Annotated in this window: 14 protein-coding genes; 3 read left to right on the top strand and 11 right to left on the bottom strand. The window is 53.4% G+C overall.

The genetic code is table 11. The features are described from left to right. Positions 1–483: 483 nt before the first annotated feature. Positions 484–1,683, top strand: a complete 1,200-nt coding sequence (locus tag B6S09_RS09045; RefSeq protein WP_094278185.1) for an NnrS family protein — start codon at positions 484–486, stop codon at positions 1,681–1,683. Between the two features lie 81 nt (positions 1,684–1,764). On the opposite strand, the gene clpB is transcribed toward B6S09_RS09045, so the two are convergent. The 3 genes from clpB to rluD all read right to left on the bottom strand — a co-directional run bounded on the left by clpB (position 1,765) and on the right by rluD (position 6,140). Beyond that, entirely contained in the window at positions 1,765–4,338 is a 2,574-nt protein-coding gene (gene clpB, locus B6S09_RS09040; protein ID WP_094278169.1) for an ATP-dependent chaperone ClpB, read from the bottom strand. A 102-nt stretch (positions 4,339–4,440) separates the two neighbouring features. Further along, a complete protein-coding gene (gene pgeF, locus B6S09_RS09035) occupies positions 4,441–5,169 on the bottom strand; it encodes a peptidoglycan editing factor PgeF (RefSeq protein WP_094278168.1) in 729 nt (242 codons plus the stop codon). Next, positions 5,160–6,140: a 23S rRNA pseudouridine(1911/1915/1917) synthase RluD gene (rluD, locus tag B6S09_RS09030; RefSeq protein WP_094278167.1), complete on the bottom strand. Its 981-nt coding sequence runs from the start codon at positions 6,138–6,140 to the stop codon at positions 5,160–5,162. The genes pgeF and rluD overlap by 10 nt, the downstream gene beginning before the upstream one ends. A 102-nt stretch (positions 6,141–6,242) precedes the next feature. Here rluD and B6S09_RS09025 point away from each other — a divergent pair, with 102 nt between their 5' ends. Continuing rightward, positions 6,243–6,989 (top strand): outer membrane protein assembly factor BamD, encoded by a 747-nt coding sequence (locus tag B6S09_RS09025; protein WP_094278166.1) that lies wholly within the window; start codon positions 6,243–6,245, stop codon positions 6,987–6,989. A 118-nt stretch (positions 6,990–7,107) separates the two neighbouring features. Here the strand turns inward: B6S09_RS09025 and gshA are convergent, their stop codons facing one another. From gshA to B6S09_RS09010, 3 genes are read right to left on the bottom strand one after another with little or no spacing between them, the layout of a single operon-like run. After that, on the bottom strand, positions 7,108–8,691 hold the full coding sequence (gshA, locus tag B6S09_RS09020) for a glutamate--cysteine ligase (RefSeq protein ID WP_094278184.1): 1,584 nt from the start codon (positions 8,689–8,691) through the stop codon (positions 7,108–7,110). 55 nt (positions 8,692–8,746) lie between these two features. Further along, positions 8,747–11,551, bottom strand: coding sequence for a M16 family metallopeptidase (locus B6S09_RS09015; RefSeq protein WP_094278165.1), 2,805 nt, complete (start codon positions 11,549–11,551; stop codon positions 8,747–8,749). A 30-nt stretch (positions 11,552–11,581) separates the two neighbouring features. Then, on the bottom strand, positions 11,582–12,514 hold the full coding sequence (locus B6S09_RS09010; RefSeq protein ID WP_094278164.1) for an NADP-dependent oxidoreductase: 933 nt from the start codon (positions 12,512–12,514) through the stop codon (positions 11,582–11,584). A 139-nt stretch (positions 12,515–12,653) separates the two neighbouring features. Here B6S09_RS09010 and B6S09_RS18460 point away from each other — a divergent pair, with 139 nt between their 5' ends. Then, on the top strand, positions 12,654–12,821 hold the full coding sequence (locus B6S09_RS18460; RefSeq protein WP_166670301.1) for a hypothetical protein: 168 nt from the start codon (positions 12,654–12,656) through the stop codon (positions 12,819–12,821). A gap of 85 nt (positions 12,822–12,906) precedes the next feature. On the opposite strand, the gene B6S09_RS09005 is transcribed toward B6S09_RS18460, so the two are convergent. From B6S09_RS09005 to rpsF, 5 genes are all read right to left on the bottom strand, one after another. Further along, entirely contained in the window at positions 12,907–14,403 is a 1,497-nt protein-coding gene (locus B6S09_RS09005; RefSeq protein WP_094278163.1) for an OmpA family protein, read from the bottom strand. 282 nt (positions 14,404–14,685) lie between these two features. Further along, positions 14,686–15,423, bottom strand: coding sequence for a ferredoxin--NADP reductase (locus B6S09_RS09000; RefSeq protein ID WP_094278162.1), 738 nt, complete (start codon positions 15,421–15,423; stop codon positions 14,686–14,688). A 95-nt stretch (positions 15,424–15,518) separates the two neighbouring features. Continuing rightward, complete coding sequence (gene rplI, locus B6S09_RS08995; RefSeq protein ID WP_094278161.1) at positions 15,519–15,968, bottom strand: 50S ribosomal protein L9; 450 nt, start codon at positions 15,966–15,968, stop codon at positions 15,519–15,521. Positions 15,969–16,008: 40 nt separating this feature from the next. After that, a complete protein-coding gene (gene rpsR, locus B6S09_RS08990) occupies positions 16,009–16,236 on the bottom strand; it encodes a 30S ribosomal protein S18 (RefSeq protein ID WP_014291460.1) in 228 nt (75 codons plus the stop codon). Between the two features lie 27 nt (positions 16,237–16,263). Next, complete coding sequence (rpsF, locus tag B6S09_RS08985; protein WP_014291459.1) at positions 16,264–16,635, bottom strand: 30S ribosomal protein S6; 372 nt, start codon at positions 16,633–16,635, stop codon at positions 16,264–16,266. Positions 16,636–16,706: the final 71 nt, after the last annotated feature.

Genomic DNA, 16,706 nt, shown 5'->3' with positions numbered 1-16,706 from the left:
GCCTGCCGCCAGCGTTCAATCTGAGCCATGATCAAACTCTTCAATTAAAGATTTGATGCTCAATGAATATCTGAATTGCTGCTATTTCTAGTGCACTTCACAAATCATTGAAAAACAATATTTTTTGTTTCTCAATCGACTGCGAGTGCCCACACAGTTTGCTTGATAAATTGTTAAAGAGCGTGACCGCTTTCGCTGGTCAGGGCTGCGCATTCTACGCAACTCTTGGTGTTCGTCAAGCGTTGATTTGAACTTTGTTTTGTTCGTTTTCAACGTTTGTGACCGTTGGCGTGTTGCCCCGTGTCAGTGGATGCGCATTATAGGGAGCCGCGGATTTTGCGCAAGGGCTTTTTTGATAAAAACAACCAACTGCTCAAGATTCACACTAACCGTATTTTTATGCGCCAGTTTTGATCCTGATTCAGGTTTTCATGTGATCGCACCCTATAATAGATATATAAAATGCAACTAATGGTGAATCATATGCAAATTATGGATGCGCAAAGGGAAAATGAAATCGTCCCCCTGTTCCGGCTGGGCTTCCGCGTGTTTTTTCTGGGCGGGGCTCTGTTTTCCTGCACGGCCATGGCGCTGTGGCTGCTGGTACTTAGAGGTGCTCCTCTCCTTCCAGGTGTCAGCAATCCTGTCTGGTGGCACGCTCATGAAATGATTTTCGGGTTTGGTATGGCCATCATTGCCGGCTTCGTACTCACCGCCATGCAGAACTGGACCGGTATTCCCGGCATCCGCGGCTGGCCTCTCGCTCTGATATCCGGCCTCTGGCTGCTGCCCCGCTTGCTGATGCCATTGCGGGGGGAGCTGAACACCCTGGTGATGTTGCTGGATTTGCTCTGGTTACCGCTGGTCGCTGGCTTTTTGGCACAGCCGGTAATCCAGGTGAGACAATGGCGTAACCTGTTTTTTGCTCCCCTGCTACTGGTCATGACACTGCTTAATGCCCTCAGTTATTACGCCGCTTTCACACATAACTGGCTGCTGGCGGAGCGGACTTTTACTACCGCAGCACTGGCAATCGCCGCCCTGATTGCCGTTATGGGTGGCCGGGTGATCCCTTTCTTCACCGCCCGGGGTACCGGTACCGACAAACCTGAACCTGTCCGAGCGCTTGAAAAACTGGCACTCGGCTCCATCTGGCTAACTACACTGGGCTGGCTGATACTACCGAGAACCACGCTGTTCAATATCCTGCTGGCCTTGGGGCTGGCCGTTGCCGCACTGGCGCACCTTGTTCGCCTTTCCCGCTGGCACAATAAACTGACCAAGGGCATTCCTCTGTTATGGGTGCTGCACCTTGGCTACCTGTTTATTCCGGCAGGCTTACTGGCCATGGCGGCGGCACTGCTGAATTGGGGGATCACCGTATCGCTGGCTAGTCATTGGCTGACTGCCGGTGCCATGGGCACTGTCATTCTCGGCATGATCGCCCGCGTGTCGCTGGGGCACTCGGGCCGGCCCCTGGAGCTGAAAAAGCCCATGGTAACGGCTTTTATCCTGGTGATTATGGCTGGTCTGATTCGCACTCTATTACCCATGCTGGCTCCCGGTCTGACCAGCCTCGTTTATGACCTGAGTGCGCTGGCATGGGTTGCTGCTTTTGGCCTGTTCTGCCGGATTTACTGGCCCATTCTCACTCAACCCAGAGCAGATGGCCGCCCGGGTTAAATGTGGCCGCCTCCGTGAATAATGAGCAATAAAAAAGGGAGAAGGCCAGGCCTTCTCCCCCTTACATATGGTGAGCTGTTCTTACTGATTCAGCACCAGACCATTGTCGTCGGCATCCAGTTTTAGCGGTTTGCCGGGCACCACTCGACCGGACAACATGGCTTGCGCCAGTGGATCTTCCACCTTGTGCTGAATCGCCCGTTTGAGCGGTCGCGCACCAAACAAGGGATCGAAACCGGCCAGAGCCAGTTTTTCCAGCAAGGCATCGCTGACAGAGACCTCATACTCCATCCTCTCAAGCCGCTGTACCAGCCCCTGCAGCTGGATCCGGGCAATGGCCTTGATCTGCTCCTGAGCCAGAGGGTGGAATACCACGATCTCATCAATCCGGTTGATAAACTCGGGACGGAACTGATGTCCGAGCACTTCCATCAGCATGGCTTTCATCTGCTCATAATCTTTAGAGTCATTATGCTCCTGAATAAGATCTGAGCCGATATTGGAGGTCATGATCACCACGGTATTACGAAAGTCCACGGTGCGCCCCTGACCATCTGTCAGCCGGCCGTCATCCAGCACTTGCAGCAAAATGTTAAACACATCCGGATGGGCCTTTTCTACTTCATCCAGCAGGATCACCGAGTAAGGCTTGCGCCGTACCGCTTCGGTCAGATAGCCGCCTTCCTCGTACCCCACGTAACCGGGAGGAGCTCCCACCAGACGTGACACTGAGTGCTTTTCCATAAATTCCGACATGTCGATACGCACCATGGCGTCGCGGCTGTCGAACAAGAAGTCAGCCAGCGCCTTGCACAGCTCGGTTTTTCCGACACCAGTGGGGCCCATAAACAGGAAGGAGCCAACCGGCCGGTTGGGATCCGACAATCCGGCCCGGCTGCGGCGAATGGCGTTGGCCACCGCGTCCACTGCCTCGTTCTGGCCGATCACCTGCTCGTGCAAGGTGTCCTCCATGCGCAACAGCTTTTCTTTTTCTCCTTCCAGCATTTTAGCCACGGGAATGCCAGTCCAGCGGGACAGCACATCGGCAATCTCTTCATCGGTGACACGGTTTTTTAACAGGTGCTGCTCCTGCATCTCGGCCTGGGCGGCCAGATCCAGTTGTTTTTCAAGCTCGGGAATGCGGCCATACTGCAGCTCAGACATCCGAGCCAGATCACTGGCCCGCCGCGCCACTTCCAGTTCCTGACGAACCTGCTCCAGCTCCGCCTTGATATGCTGAGTGCCGGCCAGCGCCGCTTTTTCAGAGGTCCATACCTCTTCCAGTTCGGCGTATTCCTGCTCTTTTTCATCCAGCTCGTCACGGATCAACTGCAGACGCTTGCGGCTGCCTTCATCATCTTCCTTGAGCAGGGCCTGCTCTTCCAGCTTGAGCTGAATGATCCGCCGGTCCAGTCGGTCCAGAGGTTCAGGCTTGGAGTCTATCTGCAGGCGAATACTGGACGCCGCTTCGTCGATAAGATCAATAGCCTTGTCAGGTAACTGACGATCGGCAATGTAGCGGTGAGACAGGGTCGCTGCCGCCACAATTGCCGGATCCGTAATCTGTACATGGTGATGCAGCTCGTAGCGTTCTTTCAGACCTCGCAGAATGGCAATGGTATCTTCCACCGTGGGCTGATCGATAAGCACCTTCTGAAAACGTCGCTCCAGCGCCGCATCTTTTTCCACGTACTGACGGTATTCATCCAGTGTGGTTGCCCCGACACAATGCAGCTCTCCCCGTGCCAGTGCCGGCTTGAGCATGTTACCGGCGTCCATGGCCCCTTCTCCCTTGCCGGCACCCACCATGGTATGCAGCTCGTCAATAAAGAGGATCACCCTGCCTTCTTCCTTCGCCAGCTCGTTCAGTAATGCTTTAAGCCGCTCTTCAAACTCACCGCGATACTTGGCACCGGCAATCAGGGCTCCCATGTCGAGGGACAGTACCCGCTTGTTCTTGAGCCCTTCCGGCACTTCACCGTTAATAATGCGTTGTGCCAGTCCTTCAGCAATCGCGGTTTTCCCTACACCGGGTTCGCCGATCAGCACAGGGTTATTTTTGGTACGCCGTTGCAGCACCTGAATAGTACGGCGAATCTCATCATCCCGGCCTATCACCGGATCCAGCTTGCCCTGTTCGGCCCGCTCGGTAAGGTCGACAGTGTACTTTTCCAGCGCCTGACGATTTTCTTCGGCGTTGGGATCATCCACCTTCTGGCCACCACGAATATCGTCAATGGCTTTGGCCAGTTTTTCTTTGGTCAGACCTGCCCGTTTGAGTAACTCTCCCAGCTCACCCTTGTCGTCCAGCGATGCCAGTAAAAATAGCTCGGAAGAGATATAGGCGTCCTTGCGCTGCTGAGCCAGCTTGTCACATTGATTCAGCAACCGGCCCAGTACCGGTGACACCTGCACGTCCATGTCACCGCCACTCACTCTGGGCAGACGGTCAAGGGACTTATCAAGCTCAACCCGTAAGGTATTGCCGTCTACGCCGGCGGTGGTCAGTAGAGGGCGAATGGTGCCGCCTTCCTGATTCAGCATGGCTACCAGCAGATGGGCCGGTTCAATATAAGCGTGATCCCGCCCCAGCGCCATCGACTGGGCATCTTGCAGGGCGAGTTGGAATTTACTGGTAAGACGATCAAGACGCATCAGCTTTCTCCTGAAAACGCCCGCCAGGCGGGCATGCAAGGTTCAATTCTGATACTAAGAATGGGGTCTTATGGCCGGTTTTCAACCGGTGTTTATCAGTTTTTACTCATCAAGCCAGACCAATGTCGCCATGCGGCCGGTCTGGCCATCACGCCGGTAGGAGAAAAAACGTTCAGCGTCTGACAAAGTGCAATATTCACCACCATAAATATGATGCACTCCCGCCGCCGCCAGCCGTAACCGTGCCAGATGGTAAATATCGGCAAGCCATTTATTTCCGGCTGCCACAAAAGCATCTTTGGCCAGCGCAGAATGCGCGATAAAAATATCGCGCACATCATCACCCACTTCAAAAGCATGCGGACCAATAGCCGGCCCCAGCCAGACCATCACCGACTCAGGGGCAACGTTCATTTCCTGCAACGTCGCTTCCAGCACTCCAGCGGCCAACCCGCGCCAGCCCGCATGAGCCGCGCCAACAACCGTGCCTGCTTCATCACAAAACAGGACCGGCAGACAATCAGCTGTCATCACAGCGCACACCTGCCCCGGTGAATGGCTGACCACCGCATCGGCGATAACGTCATCATTCTCTGCCGGCAGCGTCAGGACACGAATACCATGGACCTGCTCCAGCCAGACCGGCTCGGATGGCAAATTCAGGCACGCGGCCAGTAACTCCCGGTTGGTACGTACCGAGGCGATATGATCCCCGACATGAGTTCCCAGGTTAAGACTGTGCCAGGGAGCCCGGCTGCTTCCCCCGGTGCGGGTACTCTGCGCAGCGCAAACGCCGGCCGGCGCCGGCCAGTCGGGAAGGATTATATCCATACCAGATCATCCGGGTGAGCCTCGGTGTCGGCACGCAGTACCTCTACCAGCTTCACCATGTCATCAGGGATCGGAGCATGCCATTCCATTAACTCCCCGCTGATGGGATGCTCAAGCCGCAGCATCACCGCATGCAGAGCCTGACGTTTGAAGCTCCGCAAAAAATCCATCAGCTCAGGTTCGGCAGCCCGGGGGGGCTTAAGCCGGCCACCATACACCGGGTCTCCCACCAGCGGGTGCTTAAGGTATGCCATGTGCACACGGATCTGGTGTGTACGACCGGTTTCCAGCCGTACCCGCAAGCGGGTATGAGCACGGAATTTTTCCATTACCCGATAGTGCGTGACCGCAGGCTTGCCACTGGGCACAACAGCCATCTGAATACGCTGGGTCGGATGACGCCCGATGTTGGCATCCACGGTTCCACCTGCGGTCATGTGCCCGATTGCCACGGCTTCATATTCACGGGTAATATGCCGGGCCTGCAGGGCGGTGACCAAATGTGTCTGAGCCGGTATGGTTTTCGCCACCACCATCAGGCCGGTGGTATCTTTATCGAGCCGGTGAACGATACCAGCCCGAGGTACTTCGGCGATCTCCGGACAATGGTGCAGCAAGGCATTAAGCAAAGTACCGTCAGGAGTACCAGCTCCCGGGTGCACGACCAAGCCGGCGAGTTTATTGATCACCAGAATGTCATCGTCTTCGTAGACAATATTAAGCTCTATGGCCTGAGGCTCGAACCTGACCTCATCGGCCAGCTCTGCAGTGACCACCACTTGCTGGCCGGGCAACACTTTTTCCCGGGGCTTACTGACCACGGCACCATCGATTTGCACCAGTTCCTGCTGGATCCAGGTTTTTATGCGGGAACGGGAATAATCGGGGAACATTTCTGCCAACGCCTGGTCCAGACGTTGACCGTATTGATGATCGGCGACCACGCCGTTCAGTTCGATATGCTGGCTCATGAAGACCACTGGTTACCAAATGATATTTAATTGGTTATTCTAGCGGTTCTTGACGCTGAGCTTAATCAGTTTCCGAATTTTGCAATCACAATGGACTTTTCAATGGCGAAACAACGAAGCCTCTGGCTCACCCTGACACTGACTTTGGCGCTGGCCGCCACCGGCTGTTCCAGCACCAGCAAGAATGACGTTCCGGACGACGCTCCGGAAGTACTCTACCAGGATGCCCGGGAACGCCTGCAGGCCGGAAATTATATTCGTGCCGCCGAATTGCTGGAGGCCATGGACGCCCGTTATCCGTTTGGAGCTTATTCCAACCAGGTACAGCTCGATCTGATTTATGCCTACTACAAGCAGGATGACACCGTACGGGCGCTGGCCAATATCGACCGCTTTATCCGTCTGAATCCTAATCACCCCAGCGTAGACTATGCCCGCTATATGCGTGGCCTGACCAATATGTCGGCGGACTACAACTTCTTTCAGGAAGTTTTTAACATCGACCGGGCCGATCGCGATCCCAACTACGCCCGACAGGCCTTTGCCGACTTTCGCCAGCTGCTGCGCCAGCATCCTGACAGTGTCTATGCTGCCGATGCCAGGGCCCGCATGATCAGTCTGAAAAATCGCCTTGCCCGTTATGATCTGGCCGTGGCTCAGTATTACGTCAAACGCCAGGCCTGGCTGGCCGCAGCCAACCGCGCCAAGTTTGTCGTAGAAACCTACCCGGACACCAAGCAGCTGAAACCCGCTTTGCGCATTATGCAGCAAGCCTATGGCAAGCTGGGCCTCACTGAAATGGCCAACCACGCGGAAGCCGTGCTCAAGGCCAACTACCCTGCTGGCTAAGCGACAGTGACGACACTCTCAATAAAAAAAACCCGCATCAGCGGGTTTTTTTTATTGAGAGTGTCGTACTCACCATCAGGCAATACCGCATCCCGTTGAACTCATCTCTACGCTGCGCCTATTGAGCGAAATAGTCCTTGAGAAAATCATCAAAACTCACCGTATCAGACCCTTCAAGCTTGCGCTGACGAGCCTGAGAGCGAGCACCTTCTTCATCAAAATAGTTATCGTCCCAATAGCGAGGAATGATACTGGTAAAATGCGCATTATACCGGCGGGACAATTCCAGCCCGAACGGCAAAATATCAGTATTGCGTTGTTTCAGTTCATGCAGCACTTTTGCCGACAAGGTCAGCTCGGGATCACGCATGGCAGCCAGTTGCTGCGCGTGCGCTTTACCGTAACAACCCCGGCCACAACAGGCATCAAGCAACTCCGCCACCTCGGCCAGTTCACCGAAGTACTGTTCACCAAGCAGTGCCAGTGGCATAGCCTCCCCTGCTGACTGTTCCAGCATCAGACCGGGTTTTCGTCCTTCCAGTACCACCTTGGTAAAATTGCGTCGGTTAAGCGCAATCTCTTCCTCATCCAGCGGTGCCGACGGCGTCAGCAGGCACCACAATAAAAAGGTGTCGAGAAAGCGGATTTGCTCCGCTTCAATGCCAACTGCAGAAAAAGGATTCACATCTACCGAACGCACTTCGATATATTCAACTCCCCGGGCTTCCAGTGCTTCCGAGGGTTTCTCCCCGCTTTCGGCGGTTCGCTTGGGCCGAATCGGGGCATACAGCTCATTTTCTATCTGCAGCACATTGTCGTTGAGCTGACGGTATTCACCGTCCACTTTTACACCGATACGGGCAAATTCGGGGGCATGAGTACCAATCGCCCGGCGCAGGCTGTCCACATATTTGTCCAGACTGCTCAGGGAAATATTAAGCCCGGCCTGCGCATTGTTGGTATAGCCGAGATCAGACATCCGCAGCGAGGTGGCATAAGGCAGATAAAGTGTCCCCTTACCAAGGCGCTCAAAGGGCAGCTTGTGTTCCCTGCCTTGAAGGAAAGAGCCGCACAGGGCAGGTGATGCACCAAACAGATAAGGGATCAGCCAGCCATAACGATAAAAATTGCGAATGAGCCCCAGATAGGCTTCGGAAACAAAGTCCTGCAGGTAACGACCATTACCTTCCAGCTCATGCCATTCCACCCAGAAGCTGTCCGGCATGGAAAAATTAAAATGCACGCCGGAAATCACCTGCATACTGCTGCCATAACGATGGTGCAGCCCCTGACGGTAAAGGGTTTTCATCCTGCCGACATTAGAGCTGCCATATTGTGCCAGCGGTATGTGCTCATCGTTCCTGAGCAAGCAGGGCATGCTCAGCGGCCAGAGCTGTTCCCCCGCCAGATGACGCACCGTGTAGCGATGAATATCACTCAGCTGGGCCAGCAGGGTTTCCACCGAGTCGGATACCGGCGTAATGAACTCCATCAGGGATTCGGAAAAATCCGTCGTGATGTGCGCATGGCTAAGCGCCGATCCCAGTACATGCGGATGAGGGGTATGAGCCAGCTGGCCTTCAGGCGTAATACGCAGGCTTTCACGTTCGATACCACGCCGGATACCTTTGATGGCCGGCAGTTTGTCAGAACGCTGGAACACCCGCAGCCTGTGCTGCAGAGAAGCTGTGGTTTTGGTCATGGTCATTCGCTCTTTAACGCGGTGCCGTAAAGGCACCGCGGGAGGCACTGCCTCATTATTCAATGGTTAAGTCGTGTATAGGAAGATTGAGTTGTGCCAGCGATTTTTCAAGCTTTGCCTTATCACCAGCCACCACAATGACCATTTTTGTGGGATCCAGCCACTTTTTCGCCTGTTCCGTCAGGGTGGCTGCATCCACATTTGCCACAATTTGCTGTTGTTTGGTCAGATAGTCCGGAGAAAGCTCCAGCATCGCCAGATTAAGCAGAAAACCTGCTTTTTTCCCCAGGGTTTCATAACTTAAGGCATCCTGCTGGGAATAACTGCTCTTAAGGTAAGCCAACTCTTCGGCAGTCGGCCCCTTGGCTGCAAACAGCGTCATTTCCTCAAGTATTTCCTTAATGGCTCCGGCAGTCGCGTCGCCACGCACATCTCCTGCCACCGCAAAAACACCTGCATCCCGGTTACCACTGAAATAAGAATAAGCGCCATAGGTATAGCCCTTATCCTCTCGCAGATTCAGGTTAATGCGGCTGTTAAAATTGCCACCCAGGTTATAGTTCATCAGCTGACCGTAAAAATACGGCCCGGTGGCGTCTACCGGCAGGGCTCGGCGTCCCACCCGAACTACCGACTGCACAGCTCCAGGCATGTCGATCACATAGATACCAGGTTCGGCTGGCTGCTCGGGTACCTTAACCGCAGGTAACACCGGCGCTTCCCCCTGCCAACGGGTGAGAAAAGCTACATCCCGCTTTGCCTGCTCCGGCGTCAGATCGCCTGCAATAATGACATGGCCGTTCTTGGGATTGTAGTAACGCTGATAGAACGCCTTTACCTGCTCAAGCGTAAAACGCTCTATATTTTCCGGCATCCCATCATCGGGCAACCCCAGGCGGCTGTTTCCGTACATCAACTCATTAAAACCCTGACGCGCCAGCCAGGACGGCTGATTGCGGCTTTGAGCCATGGACTCCAGCATCCGGGATTTCACCTTTTCAAAATCCGACGAACGGAATCCCGGATGGAACAGCAACTCTTCCACCAGTTTCAATGTGTCAGGAAGAGTATCGGTAAGCGTAGTGACCTCAATCAAATTGGTATAGAAGCCATTACGCACATTAATGCTGGCTCCTAGACGTTCCAGCGCTTCGCTGAAATCACCATTACTGAGCCTCTCAGTGCCCTGACTCATCATGGCCGCAGTCAAGGCAGCCAGCCCGGCTTCGTCTTCTGCTTCTGCGTGCTGCCCTCCTGGCAAAGCAAAAATAATGGAGACAGCGGGGATTTCACTGTTCACCGTGCCCAGGAGCTCAACATTATCACCAATGGTTTCCTGCCACAGCGGCGGCACGGAAGTAGTCACAGGCTTACCGGGAGCTGGCATCCGGCTGCGGTCGAATTCATCCGTTACCGTGCGCAGGGGCAACTCATCAATATGCTGATGCTCGAGCAATTCCCGTTCCGGTGTAATGTAGTCGGGTTCGGCCGCCTGCCATTCGGTTTTTCCGGTGGGTACCACACTCAGCAGTGCATGCGGTTTGTTCTTAAGGTAACGCTGATAAGCCGCTGTCACTTCATCGGGCGAGGTGTCAGCCAGCTGACGCCAGGCATTGATGGCATAGAGCGGATCATCTCGCAGCACCTGCCCCAATGAAAGCTGGCGCGCCTTCCCCTGAGCACTGTCAAGACCAAGAATGAGATCGGCACGCAGTTCAGTTACCGCCTTGGACACGTCATCGGCTTCAATACCACGTGCGGTAATGTTATTGATAATACGTTCAACGTCTTCCTTCAGCGGTGTCAGATCGCCGTTTTTAGACGGATTGGCATAGGCCCAGATGCTGAAGTTACATGCCAGTTCGGCGCAATAATGCCCTGCTCCGGCAGATACTGCCTTCCCGGTTTCCACCAATTCCTGGTAAAGCAACGAGTTTTTACCGCCTCCCAGCACATTGGCTAATACATCCAGAGCGGCTTCATCTTCATTGCCCAGCCAGACCGTGGGATACGACATATACAGCATGGGCATGCGAATACGCGAGTCTTCCAGGGTCTGGTGACGGTTCTGTTCAAGCGCTGCCGGTGCCGGCTTGGCCCGCTTAACCTCAGGGCCCGCCGGAATCGGGCTAAAATACTTATCTACCCATTGCAGGGTCTGCTCGGTATCAAAATCGCCGGAAATCACCAGCGTTGCGTTATTAGGCCCATACCAACGCAAGAAAAACGCCTTGAGATCGTTGACATCAACCCGATCCAGATCCTCTACATAACCGATGGTCGGCCAGCTATATGGGTGATCACGAGGATAAAGCAACTCATCCATGCGCTCACCCACCAGGCCATAGGGCTGATTATCAATACGTTGTGCCCGTTCGTTCTTCACCGTGTCGCGCTGAATTTCAAACTTGTGCTGGCTGACCGCTTCCAGCAAAAAGCCCATGCGGTCAGCTTCCAGCCAGAGCACCTTCTCCAGGTGGTTGGCAGGTACCGTTTCAAAGTAATTGGTTCGGTCCTGATTCGTCGTACCGTTCATGGTGCCGCCAGCTTCGTTGATCAGACGAAAGTGCTCCTGATCACCCACATGCTTTGAGCCTTGGAACATCATATGTTCAAAAAAGTGGGCAAAACCGGTTTGATCCGGCTGTTCACGGGCGGAGCCCACATGATAGGTGACTTCCACATGTGCCAGCGGATCTGACTTGTCAGGATTGAGGATCACCGTCAGTCCGTTGTCGAGGCGATACAACTTATAGGGGATCACCAGCTCATCCTGTCCCGGCTCAGCCTGCTTTACCAGGGTAGGTGCCGCCTGGCCAGCAAGCGGACACAACAACAGCAACAACGACCAATACTTCATGCAGTTTCCTTATATCAGCAACAATGCCGGTCAACCCCGTAGCAAAATTTTGCCACGTGTATGGCCGGTTTCTATTTGACGATGAGCTTCGGCTCCGTCGGCCAGCTCAAATACCCGGCTTATTTCCACTTTCAGGCGGCCCTGTGCCACCGCTTCCGCCAGTAGAACCAGATGATCCTGGTTATTTTCCTTCAGCATGCCCGTGGCCTTAATGCCCCGTTGCGCTGCGGCAGTCATTACCTTGTCGGCGGTAATGGTCGGTACGGTAACCACTCGGCCATTCGGTTTCACCTGAGACAAAAGTGATTCGCCGGAAGTTCCCCCGACCAAATCAAGAAACAGATCCACCGGTGAAATAGCAGCAACTGCGGCCTCGTCGTGATAATCCACCACCTCATCAGCCCCCAGAGCTTTAACGAAGTCATGATTATCACTGGATGCCAGTGCCACCACAGTGGCCCCCTGTGCTTTCGCAAGCTGCACAGCCAGGTGTCCTACCCCACCGGCCGCCGCCGAGATTAATACTCGCTCCCCTTGTTGCAGCAAGCCGTACCGGTCAAGCGCCTGCCAGGCAGTGGTTCCAGCCAGAGCGAGACCACCGGCCATGCTGTCGGTTACCTCATCAGGCACTGGTATCAGATCATCACAATTTGCCACCAGCTCTTCACCATAGGCCCCCCCGGCAACAAGGCCAAAGACCCGATCCCCCGGCATAAACCGGCATACCTCGGAGCCGACTTCCAGTACCTCGCCCATCACCTCAAACCCCGGTGACCAGGGCAGTCGGTCTTTAATAGCCTCCGCTCCCCAGCCCAGGCCGGCCCGGGTTTTGGCGTCTATCGGATTAACTCCGGCATAGCGCATTTTCACCCTGACCTGATTCGAGGCCAGAGGGGTATGGTCGGTTTCAACCAGTTGCAATTGCTCGGGCCCGCCAAAGGCATTGATTACCAGCTGTTTCATGTTGGATTCCTTTTCCATGAGAGGCTTATACGAGCAGCACCATAGCACGGCTTTGTTCAGGTCTGAAAGTCGGTTGGCCTGTTGCCCCGCTCTTGCTACAGTGCAATGAAGCATAGACGACAACCCTTGAGGAATGGCCATGACCCGATTATTTTTACTGCCGCTCATTCCAGCGTTGCTCTGGTTTTTCTTTCTGATCTATCACCGTATTCCGATTAAACAGGGTGCCAAAGGCTTTTACTGGATCATCGGAATTGGCTGGGGGCTGGCTGGCTTGCTCAGTCTGATGATGATATTAACCCGCTGAAGAGTAAAGTAAGGCCGTTCCTTTAAAAAAAGCTCGCGTAAAAAACAAGCCCCACTCAGTGTCTGATGGGGCTTGTTTAATCTCACTATAAGGACATAGGCTCTTTAAGCACCAGCTCAACACGCCGGTTACGTTGCATATTCCCTTCACTATCATTCGCAGCAATGGGAGCCACCGGGCCTACTCCTACCGCTTGTAAGCGCCCCTTTCCGATACTGTAGTCACGTATTAATGTATTCACCACTTCACGTGCACGTCTAGTGGCCAAATCCTGATTATATGAGAAGCTTCCTTTATTATCAGTATGTCCCACGACATACAGCGACACCTGCTCTGACTTTGTTAAGAAATCTGCAATTTCATCCAATTGCGGTTTTGAGCTGGACTTGATTGTGTGGTCATCAAAGTCAAACTCAATGCCATAAAGTGAAACGCTGCCCGTTGCCTTGATTTCCTTACCTAGGCTGTCACTGTCAATGTTCAGGGGAGTATGACTAATATCCTTCTCTTCGATGATGTCAACTACCAGTTCTACATCATCTTCCGCTCTGCCCTGATAGCTATACATAGATGTATATACCTTTCCTGAGGGCATCTCTTTCTGGGCGGTGAACAAGTAAAAATTTTTCTTCTTGGTCATGTTGTAGATATCAGAGTCATAACGCTTGCTGAAGATGGTATCCTTGTAATTATCACGCAGAATATAGTTACCACAGTTCTTTGCCTCACACTCATAAATGACTTCAAAACCAGCATTGGTGAGTGCGTTCATATAGTTCTTATGGACCGCATAGGTTCCCACGTTTCTATTAATACGGTAATTCAGCGTAGTCACCCTGCCCTCTACCTGCTGAACCGGAATATGCTTGTTATACTGACCGGTAATCAGAGGGTAACGCTCAAAATCACTCACTCCGGCACTTTTGATATAACTTCCGGGAAAGCGTTCTATCAAAGGGTGATCCGAGGTTCCTGCCGCATCCTTTTTTTCAGCCTTCAGCTGACTGAAATCAAGTGCCTTTATGTCAAAATCCTGCTTCACTCTAATTCCAGCATCCGGCATAGCAGAAGAAATAACTTGTTCATAACCGTATTTCAAGCCACCATCTCTTTCCTGGCTAGCAAAGATCATAACCGCCTGCTGTCCATCTCCTGCTTGCTTAAATGCCGAAAGGTAGCCAAACTGGTTCTTCCCAGCATTTATATAGCCAATACGATAGAGAGTATTATCACGATAAGTATCATCTATCATATCAATATATGCCCGCTTACCGCACTCCTCAACACAGTAAACACCAAGCTGAAACCCTTGTGCGGACAATTTATCTTTCACATCTTCCAGGAAATGGACGAAGCCAAGATTAAAACTGGCATCGATGCTCAGTGCATAGGCACGATAGTCACCAACCATATCGACATATTGTTTACCATCAGTCAATATTCTGGCCGGCATATAGCTGTAGTGGGCCTCGTCATAGAGGGTGCCCCCCTCATACTCTTCGAGTATCAGGTCACTTTGTGCAAGTACAGGTGAAGAAACAAGTAACACAGCCAGCGCCGTGGAAAAAGAAAGACGTTTCACAATTTTCGTCCTTAAAGATAGAAGTTATTCCTATTAAACCCTATTTCTTCCCCGACAATCAATATATTTACTATTGGCCTCCCCCCCATAAAGCAGATGATATTTGGGCAGGGAAAGAGGCGAAAGTTCTGTCGCCTGAGTAAGGATCACCAGGTCTGAATACTCCCACTATTCATAACTTATTCATAAAAACATGATACGAAACACCAGTTCTTTAACTGGGTAATATCCGCCTGAAAATGATATTGGCTCGGTGTCATCGAGCCCAGTAACAACCCTACCTTACCAGTAATTCTCCATCAGGATCTGGCCGGCCTTTCGGCGAAGATGTTTTTGCAGTCCTTTGGCTTTGAGTTCAATCAGGGTGTCCCGCACCATTTGCGGATTGCCACAGAGCATTACCCTGCTGTGCTCAGGAGTAAGGCTGAGACCGGCTTTCTGCTCCAGGCTGCCGTCGCCGATCGCATGCGTAATACGGCCGGTTTCTGCATTATCGGCGGTTTCGCGGGAGACGAAAGGGATATACTGAAAGTGACAACAACCTGACGTCAGATCTGCAATGTGGCGACGATAGCCAAGCTCGTCGGCAAAGCGAACCCCGTGCACCAGCACAATGTTATCGAACTGCTCCCAGCAACTGCCTTCTGCCAGCATGGAAACGAACGGCCCCACACCGGTCCCCGTAGCCATCATCCACAGATCCCGCCCCGGGGGAACTTCATCCAGGGTAAGAAAACCGGCGGCAGTGCGCTGTACCAGCAGCTCGTCGCCTACATCCAGGCCGGCCAGCCAGGGAGTAAGCTGTCCTTCGGGAATGGTAATAACGTAAAACTCGGGGCTCTGATCGGGGGGATTCACATAGGAATAAGCCCGGGCAACTTTTTTCTCATCAGTATGCCGCGCCAGCTTGGTAAACTGACCCGCCTTAAAGGGGGCTACCTCGGCATCCAGCACCAGAGAAAACAGATTATCGGACCAGGTTTTGCGGGCCTTGACCCTTGCGGTAATCCAGTCTGCCATATTATTCCCTCCCGACGTGTTTATTCCACTTTAGCCGGAATACGGGCAATAAAAAACCCGCGACTAGCGCGGGTTTTTTTATGCTACGGCCTGACTCAGGCAGCAACCACCTTGATGGTTACAGTAGCTTTAACGTCGGCGTGCAGCTGAACACCTACTTCGTATTCACCTACGTTGCGCAGAACGCCGTCGTACAGACGAACGTCGCTCTTGGCCACTTCAACACCGGCAGCGGTGATGGCGTCAGCCACGTCGCGGGCACCGATGGAGCCGAACAGCTTACCTTCGTCACCGGACTTGGATTCAATCACAACAGCTTCCAGTGCAGACAGCTGATCGGCACGAGCCTGGGCAGCAGCCAGCTGGTCAGCCAGTTTGGCTTCCAGCTCGGCGCGGCGAGCTTCGAAGGTCGCAACGTTGTCTTTGGTCGCCAGTACTGCTTTGCCCTGGGGCAGCAGGTAGTTACGAGCGTAACCGGATTTAACGGTTACCTGGTCGCCCAGGCCGCCCAGCTTGGCAATTTTATCCAGCAGAATTACTTGCATGATTACCTTTCCTCTTTACAGGTACGAGTTAGGCCGCTGCTTACTTGTGCAGATCGGTGTAAGGCAGCAGGGCCAGGTAACGAGCGCGTTTGATCGCACGGGCCAGCTGGCGCTGATATTTAGCGCGGGTGCCGGTAATGCGGCTCGGTACGATTTTACCGGACTCGGTGATGTAGTTCTTCAGGGTAGCGATGTCTTTGTAATCGATCTCGGTAACACCGTCAGCGGTGAAACGGCAGAACTTACGACGACGGAAATAACGTGCCATGATTCTCTTCCTCTACTAAAACGTGAATTACTCGGCAGCGGCTTCGGCGCGAGCATCGTCGCGACGGGGCTGACGCTCTTCCTTGGCCTTGGCCATTTCGGAAGGCTCGGTAACGGCCTGCTTGGTGCGCATGATCATGTTGCGCAGCACGGCGTCGTTGTAGCGGAAGTTGGTTTCCAGCTCGTCGATCACAGCCTGGTCAGCTTCAACGTTCATCAGAACGTAGTGAGCTTTGTGCAGCTTGTTGATCGGATAAGCCAGCTGACGACGGCCCCAGTCTTCCAGACGGTGGATCTGACCACCGGCAGTGGTGATGGCACCGGTGTAGCGCTCAATCATGCCGGGAACCTGTTCACTCTGGTCAGGGTGAACCATGAATACGATTTCGTAATGACGCATGGATTGCTCCTTACGGGTTATAGCCTCTGCGCGGGCTCAGTCACACCAGCGGAGGCAAGGAACTTGGGTTT

It is taken from the genome of Oceanimonas baumannii, from assembly GCF_002245495.1.
Taxonomy (GTDB): domain Bacteria; phylum Pseudomonadota; class Gammaproteobacteria; order Enterobacterales; family Aeromonadaceae; genus Oceanimonas; species Oceanimonas baumannii.
Note: the sequence above shows the minus strand (reverse complement) of the source record. Positions and strands in the feature narration are given on the sequence as shown.